Genomic DNA, 6,532 nt, shown 5'->3' on the forward strand with positions numbered 1-6,532 from the left:
TTACTTGAATTCTGATCTTTTATACTTACGACAATCTAAAACATAATTAAAAATACTACTTTTATGTTTTTCTAAATTTAGTAAAAAAAAAGTAACTTAAAGACTATGCTGAAAATTTATTGATATGGCAAAAAAAACTTCGATACATACCCAACCGTTAAAAATTCCTGAAATTATTATATTAACTGCTCAATTAATCGCTTTTATATCACCAAAATTAGTGACCTTATTTGCGGCCAAATTGTTTACAACTCCCATAAAACATAAGATCCCTAAAAGAGAGTTGGCAATGGATCATAAAAGTCTCCAAAAAAAAATATTTATTCCTACAATTAATAAGGAAATTATTATGTACCAGTACGGTACTACAGCTAAGAAAATATTATTAGTTCATGGTTGGTCAGGAAGAGGAACGCAATTATATAAAATAGCTGACGAATTATTAAATATAGGTTATTCCACTATTAGTTTTGATGCTCCAGGACATGGTAAATCGCCTGGTAAAATGAGTATAATGACTGATTTCATTTCGATAATTTTAGAAATCAATAAACAAGAGGGACCATTTGAGGTTGCCATTGGTCATTCTTTAGGAGGGATGTCAGTTTTGAATGCAATTAAAAAAGGATTGCAGGTTGATAAAGCGATTATTATAGGTAGTGGGGATATTGTAGAAGATATAATGGATGATTTTATAAAAAAATTAAAATTAAAGCCTGCCATTAGCACTTCTATGCGACTGCATTTTGAAGATAAATATAAAGAAGAAATGAATTCCTATTCTGCGTACATAGCAGCATCAAAAATACAAATCCCTGTGCTCGTCCTACATGATCATGATGATCCTGAGGTTCCAGTAAAAGCTGGAATTAATATACATAATCATCTGGAAAATGGCGAGTTGATACTTACTAAAGGATTGGGACACCGTAAAATATTAGGTAGTGAAATAGTGTTAAAAAAGATAATTGATTTTATTACAAAGTAAAATGAGTTCTAGGTATAATTTGTTTTTACAATTTTATTTTGAAAACAATAAGTAAATTATTAGATGTCGATTTTTTATTAATTAGTTCTTCCTTGCAATTTTAAGCAGTTCTAAAATTATAATATTAATAACTTTAGCGCTATTACAAAAGACAAAAAAACACATTAATTATTTTTTGTATTTACATTCTTTTTGTAAATTACAACATTTATAAAAATCAAATAACATTAAAGTAAATAAAATGAATTATCCTGTTGAAAAAACCGAAGAACAGTGGAGAACAGAATTAGGAGAAGAGCGTTACCGAATTCTTAGAAAGAAAGGAACTGAATATCCTCACACTGGAAAATACAATCTCAATTTTGAAAAAGGAACATACACCTGCGGAGCTTGTGGAGAACCTCTTTTTGAAAGCAATACAAAATTTGATGCCCATTGTGGTTGGCCATCATTTGATGAATCCATACCCGGAAAAGTCGAATATATTTCAGATGTTACCATGGGAATGAAACGCACTGAAATTTTGTGTGCTAATTGTGGAAGTCATTTAGGACATGTATTTGATGATGGACCTACTAAAACAAGACAACGGTATTGCGTAAATTCTCTATCAGTTGATTTCAAAGAGGGAGAGTAAAATTGTAATAAATTTTAAAAGGGTGAAAACAGTACTGTTTTCACCCTTTAAAATTTAATGAATTTTTATTAAGAAAAGAAAGACTGCTTTAGCGCAGGCTTTAATCTCTTTTTACTCATTTGTTCATATGCATATCCTAAACTTATTAGTTTGTCTTCAGTATATGGCAATCCAAAGAAAGATAAACCTATGGGTAAATTATAAACTTCACCACATGGAATAGTAATATGAGGATAACCACTCATAGCTGCAGGTGAAGTAAGTGAATAATCACCCCATTTGTCACCGTAGATTACATCAATACTGCACGATGGTCCCATGGTAATACCACATATTGCATCTAACTTATTGTCTTGAAAGACTGTTTTTAAAATAGTTTTACTACCCTCAAAACTGGAATTTAGTGAATCTAAATATTTTCTATCATCAAGAGCGTTTTTGTCATTTGAGCTTACAAGAGTTTCTTGTTTAAAATACGGCATTGCTTGATCTTCGTTTTTTAAATTGAATTCTATAACCGCTGCAAGGTTTTTAACTTTTGCATTACTGTTAGCTAAATAATTATTTACTCCTTCTTTAAATTCATATTGAAGCACTTCGAATTCTTGTTGACTTAAAGCATTAATTTTATCTATATAATCAATTTCAATAATGGTCGTACCTTGTTTTTTTAATAAATTTATAGCATTATCTAAAAGTGCATTGATATATTTATTATCACCTTGCGGTTTTTTTTCGATCCCAATACGTTTTCCCTTTAAACCATTAGGATCTAAAAACTGTGTATAATTGATATTGCTTTTACCTTGGCTTTCTTTGGTAACTGCATCTTTAGGATCTATTCCCGCTAATATACCTAATAAAATAGCTGCATCAGTAACCGTACGTGCCATTGGGCCAGCTGTATCCTGTGTTTTTGAAATTGGAATAATTCCCGATCGGCTAACTAGTCCTACTGTTGGTTTTATGCCTACAAGTCCGTTTACCGATGCTGGACATACAATAGAACCGTCAGTTTCAGTGCCCACTGCTACTACACAAAGATTAGCGGATACAGCAGTACCTGATCCCGCACTAGAACCACAAGGATTATGATCTAAAAAATATGGGTTTTTTGTCTGGCCTCCTCTACTACTCCATCCTGAACTTGATTTTGTAGATCTAAAGTTGGCCCATTCGCTTAAATTGGTTTTTCCTATAATTACAGCGCCTGCTTCTCTAAGTCTTTCTACAATAAAGGCATCATTAGCAGCAATGTTTCCCACTAATGCAAGAGATCCTGCTGTTGTTTGCATTTTATCAGCTGTATCTATATTGTCCTTTATCATCACTGGAATCCCATGTAAGGGTCCTCGCTTTTTACCTGATTTTATTTCATTATCCATAGCCACCGCAATAGCAATAGCATCTGGATTAATTTCTATAACTGATTTTAGTAGCGCACCGTTCTGGTCAATTGCTTCTATTCGTTGTAAGTACAATTCAACTAATTTTTTTGAACTGTATGTGCCAGAAGCTATTTTTTCTTGCAAACTATAAATAGTCTCTTCATCTAGTTCAAATGAGTCATTGCTATCTGTAGTAGAGATTGCTTTGTCTTTATCTACAGCAGTTGAATTACAACCTGAAATTAAAAGTGTGGTTATCCCCGCTGATGCAAGGGTTGCAGTGGTTAAGAAAGATCTTCTTTTCATAAAATAATGCTATTAGGTATCTATTTTTATAAATATTGAACTAAAGTAGTTTTATTTTTGTAAAAAATACTAATTATTATTTAAAACGAAAGTTAAAAATTAAAGCTTTGTATCCACGTACAATCAAGCTTTTGTATTTAAATTTTAGATTAATAATGATCAGATATCATAAAATTACTTTTTATTATTGATTTAAGTTATCTCAACACTATATTGTCACATTTAGATATAGAATGTTGGCCACTTAAAGGGCTATACTTTGATAAAAAAATAATTATAGTTTAATCTTATGTTTTCTCAGCATAGACATAGATTATTTCTAAAGCTCGCACGTTTTATATGATTAAAAAAAACTAACACATTAACTTCAAAATACTAAATATGAGCGCAGTACTCATCTTTTATTCTTGATTTTATTTTTCAATTACACATATTAAAGATTTAAATTATGATCTATAATTCTTTTAATTTGCGCATTTTATGAAACAGTAAAAACAAAAAATATATAAAATAAAAAACTCCTTAATTTCTTAAGGAGTTTTGTGATCCTTACGGAACTATTTACTAACCATTTTTTGCATTATTTTATGAAATTAGAAGACCATTATTTAATAAATCATATGAATTTAAATCCCTTCAAAAAAAGAATTCAGTCACAGACGATATTGGGTTTTGAACTTTAAGTCATATTCGCGCTGCGACTTATATAAAGAGTTATTTAGTATATGATTAAAAATTCTTTCAAATCAATCTTAACAAGAGCTCTTAATATGATCTATACCATTTATTAGCGACAACTATTATATATTTAACCCCTGCACTATAGATTTTTAAAAAGATGCAACAAAAATTCGACTTTTTTTTTGATTAAAAACTGTAATATCTAGTATCGACCAGATTAATAAACCTACTAAAGCCAAAACGATTACACGATAAACTGCTGGGAAATATTATTGTTTTTCTTCGCAATAGCGACGGTCTAAAAATGTTCACATTATTAAATGTTAGAAAAAGAAATAACCAACAGAAAATTGAAATAAGCTGTTTCTATTTTTACTGGAAGAATTCTCTAAATTATTGATATCTATTAATCCTACATTATATCTTGCACCAAAATTAAGTCCGTTTTCTAATTTATAGCTTAAACCAAAATTAGCTCCAAAATCAAAAGTATTAAACGAATCTTTTACATCTCTTTTATCATTGTTAGCTGAAAATAAAATACCTATTTGGGGTCCAGCTTCAATAGTCAATCCTTTTGTTAAATAATATTTTCCCATTAAGGGAACATTTAGATAGCTTAAGGCAATTACATTATCATTAAAACTATATCCTTGACCAGAATACATCAATTCAGGTTGGAAAGAAATTTTATCAGAAATTGGAATTTCTGATAAAACACCAAAATTTAATGATGTTACCACATCAAAATTATTAGTATTATCTCCATTTACAGTTGCAAAGTTAAAACCTCCTTTAACCCCAAATTTAATTTTTTGGGCAGCAACATTCGTAAATCCTATTAAAGTAACAGCAGCTACTAGCAAAATTTTTTTCATAAGAATTGATTTTAATTATTTAAATGCAATATTCGTATAAAGAGAACCACAAAAGGTTTCAAAAGCTTAAAAGTGTATAATTTGGTACTTATTTACTAGTGTTTTTATATTCATTTGGTGTTTGACCGGTAACTTTTTTAAAAGCTTTATAAAAAGTCGTTTTGAAGTAAACCCAGATTCTAATCCCATCGTTAGTAAATTATAGTTTTCATAATTAGAATTTGAAATCATTTCTTTGACCGCTTCAACTCGATATTTATTGATGTAATGAGAAAAGTTGTCTCCTGTGATTGTGTTTACTATTTGTGAAACATACCCAGCGCTTATGCCGAGTTTTTCCGCGACTTTTTCTCTATTTAATGTACTATCCGTGTAAATGTTCTGTTCTTTGCAAAGAAGTTCTAATTTTGAAAATAAAGATTATTTTCCGTGATGGATTCTTTAAATTCTTCGGGTATATTGTTTTCTACTATTAGAATTTTATCATAAGAAATAGTGGAATCATTATTTAGAAAATCGTCGATAGCATCTTTGTTTTTGGCTAGCTTATATTTAAAAACACCTATGTATGCTGTCCAATGAATTAAGAATGTTGCCAATAAAGCGAGTATGCTCATAGCAGCGGAGATATTATACTGAAATAATAAGCCGGTTATATAAATTATAAGAAAAGCGAATACCAATGAAGAAATAATTGTTACTAAGGTAATTATCCATTTTTTTTCATCTAAGTTTTTTAAATGTTTTATCATAAAATAAGAGTAAACGAGCAAGAATGGCATGAATGTAATAGCGAGAGGAAGTTGAATCAGATCTAGTATTTGTATAAGTTTGCTGATTGAAACAGGTATAGTATAAATTCCAGCAACATGATCAAAATCATGCATAAGATGAAGGAAAGCCGAATAGGCAAATGGAATAAAACACAAGTATTTTTTTTGTTTGTTTTTTTACAGTATCATCAATTCGGTTGATAATAAACATAAATAAGAATGCAGGGATTAGAAATACCCATTCAATGTGGTCAATAAAGTATAGAAAAGGATAACTGACAAATGCTTCTTGAACATCAAAAACGTGATTCAGTAAAATAATTGAAAGTGTAAATAGTAAGTATGCCAAATATTTATTGGAATTACTGTTGAATAATGAAGACCTTAAAATAATTAAGCCTAAGACTATTCCTTGAAAAATAGCAATAGTCAAGAGTGTTGTATAAATCAATTAATATAAAAGTTGATATTGAGATTTTTTTTAAGTTTTCACGGTCAATAGTTATTGATTTACACATAACTAATTGCATACGAATTTATAGTAGTACCGATTGCTTTCTCAAGAGATTAAGAAATGATTAACAAAAGAAAACTATTAACCTACAAGAATACTTTTGCATCTCTACCGTCTCGATAATCTTGCATTAATTTGAATTATGTTATTTGAATTATATTATTTAATTTTTTTTACAAAAAAATGTAATTTCATTATAGTTTCCTTAATTTATCGGTGCTAAAAAAGAACCATAATTTCCAGTAAATAAAAACAGTCCTATTAATAAATTAGGTTCTTCGCTTAAATTAGTGGATTATTAAAAACTTAGCTAATTTTGGGGTATGGAATTAGATGGATTAGGAGTTTTGCTAGGAGTTAAATCTCC

5 protein-coding genes are annotated in these 6,532 nt (G+C 29.4%); 2 read left to right on the forward strand and 3 right to left on the reverse strand.

Annotation, left to right across the window (positions count from 1 at the left end):
- Nucleotides 1-124 precede the first annotated feature (124 nt).
- A complete protein-coding gene (locus RCH18_RS11190; protein WP_326936844.1) occupies nt 125-988 on the forward strand; it encodes an alpha/beta hydrolase in 864 nt (287 codons plus the stop codon).
- Nucleotides 989-1,229: 241 nt separating this feature from the next.
- Nucleotides 1,230-1,625, forward strand: a complete 396-nt coding sequence (gene msrB / locus RCH18_RS11195) for a peptide-methionine (R)-S-oxide reductase MsrB (RefSeq protein ID WP_326936845.1) — start codon at nt 1,230-1,232, stop codon at nt 1,623-1,625.
- Nucleotides 1,626-1,693: 68 nt separating this feature from the next.
- Here msrB and RCH18_RS11200 read toward each other — a convergent pair whose 3' ends face one another.
- The 3 genes from RCH18_RS11200 to RCH18_RS11210 form a co-directional block, all read right to left on the reverse strand.
- Nucleotides 1,694-3,319 (reverse strand): amidase, encoded by a 1,626-nt coding sequence (locus RCH18_RS11200; RefSeq protein WP_326936846.1) that lies wholly within the window; start codon nt 3,317-3,319, stop codon nt 1,694-1,696.
- A 1,004-nt stretch (nt 3,320-4,323) separates the two neighbouring features.
- On the reverse strand, nt 4,324-4,878 hold the full coding sequence (locus tag RCH18_RS11205) for a porin family protein (RefSeq protein WP_326936847.1): 555 nt from the start codon (nt 4,876-4,878) through the stop codon (nt 4,324-4,326).
- Nucleotides 4,879-5,279: 401 nt separating this feature from the next.
- The gene (locus RCH18_RS11210) at nt 5,280-5,495 is read right to left on the reverse strand and encodes a hypothetical protein (protein WP_326936848.1); all 216 of its coding nucleotides are present in this window, start codon (nt 5,493-5,495) and stop codon (nt 5,280-5,282) included.
- Nucleotides 5,496-6,532 lie beyond the last annotated feature (1,037 nt).

The organism is Flavobacterium sp. PL11, from assembly GCF_035985025.1.
In the GTDB taxonomy this organism is placed as follows: Bacteria; Bacteroidota; Bacteroidia; order Flavobacteriales; family Flavobacteriaceae; genus Flavobacterium.

Bases quoted from the DNA above. Each gene is read 5' to 3' on its own strand.
- RCH18_RS11200 (WP_326936846.1), bottom strand. From the start codon at position 3,319: ATGAAAAGAAGATCTTTCTTAACCACTGCAACCCTTGCATCAGCGGGG.
- RCH18_RS11190 (WP_326936844.1), top strand. From the start codon at position 125: ATGGCAAAAAAAACTTCGATACATACCCAACCGTTAAAAATTCCTGAA.
- msrB (WP_326936845.1), top strand. From the start codon at position 1,230: ATGAATTATCCTGTTGAAAAAACCGAAGAACAGTGGAGAACAGAATTA.
- RCH18_RS11210 (WP_326936848.1), bottom strand. From the start codon at position 5,495: ATGAGCATACTCGCTTTATTGGCAACATTCTTAATTCATTGGACAGCA.
- RCH18_RS11205 (WP_326936847.1), bottom strand. From the start codon at position 4,878: ATGAAAAAAATTTTGCTAGTAGCTGCTGTTACTTTAATAGGATTTACG.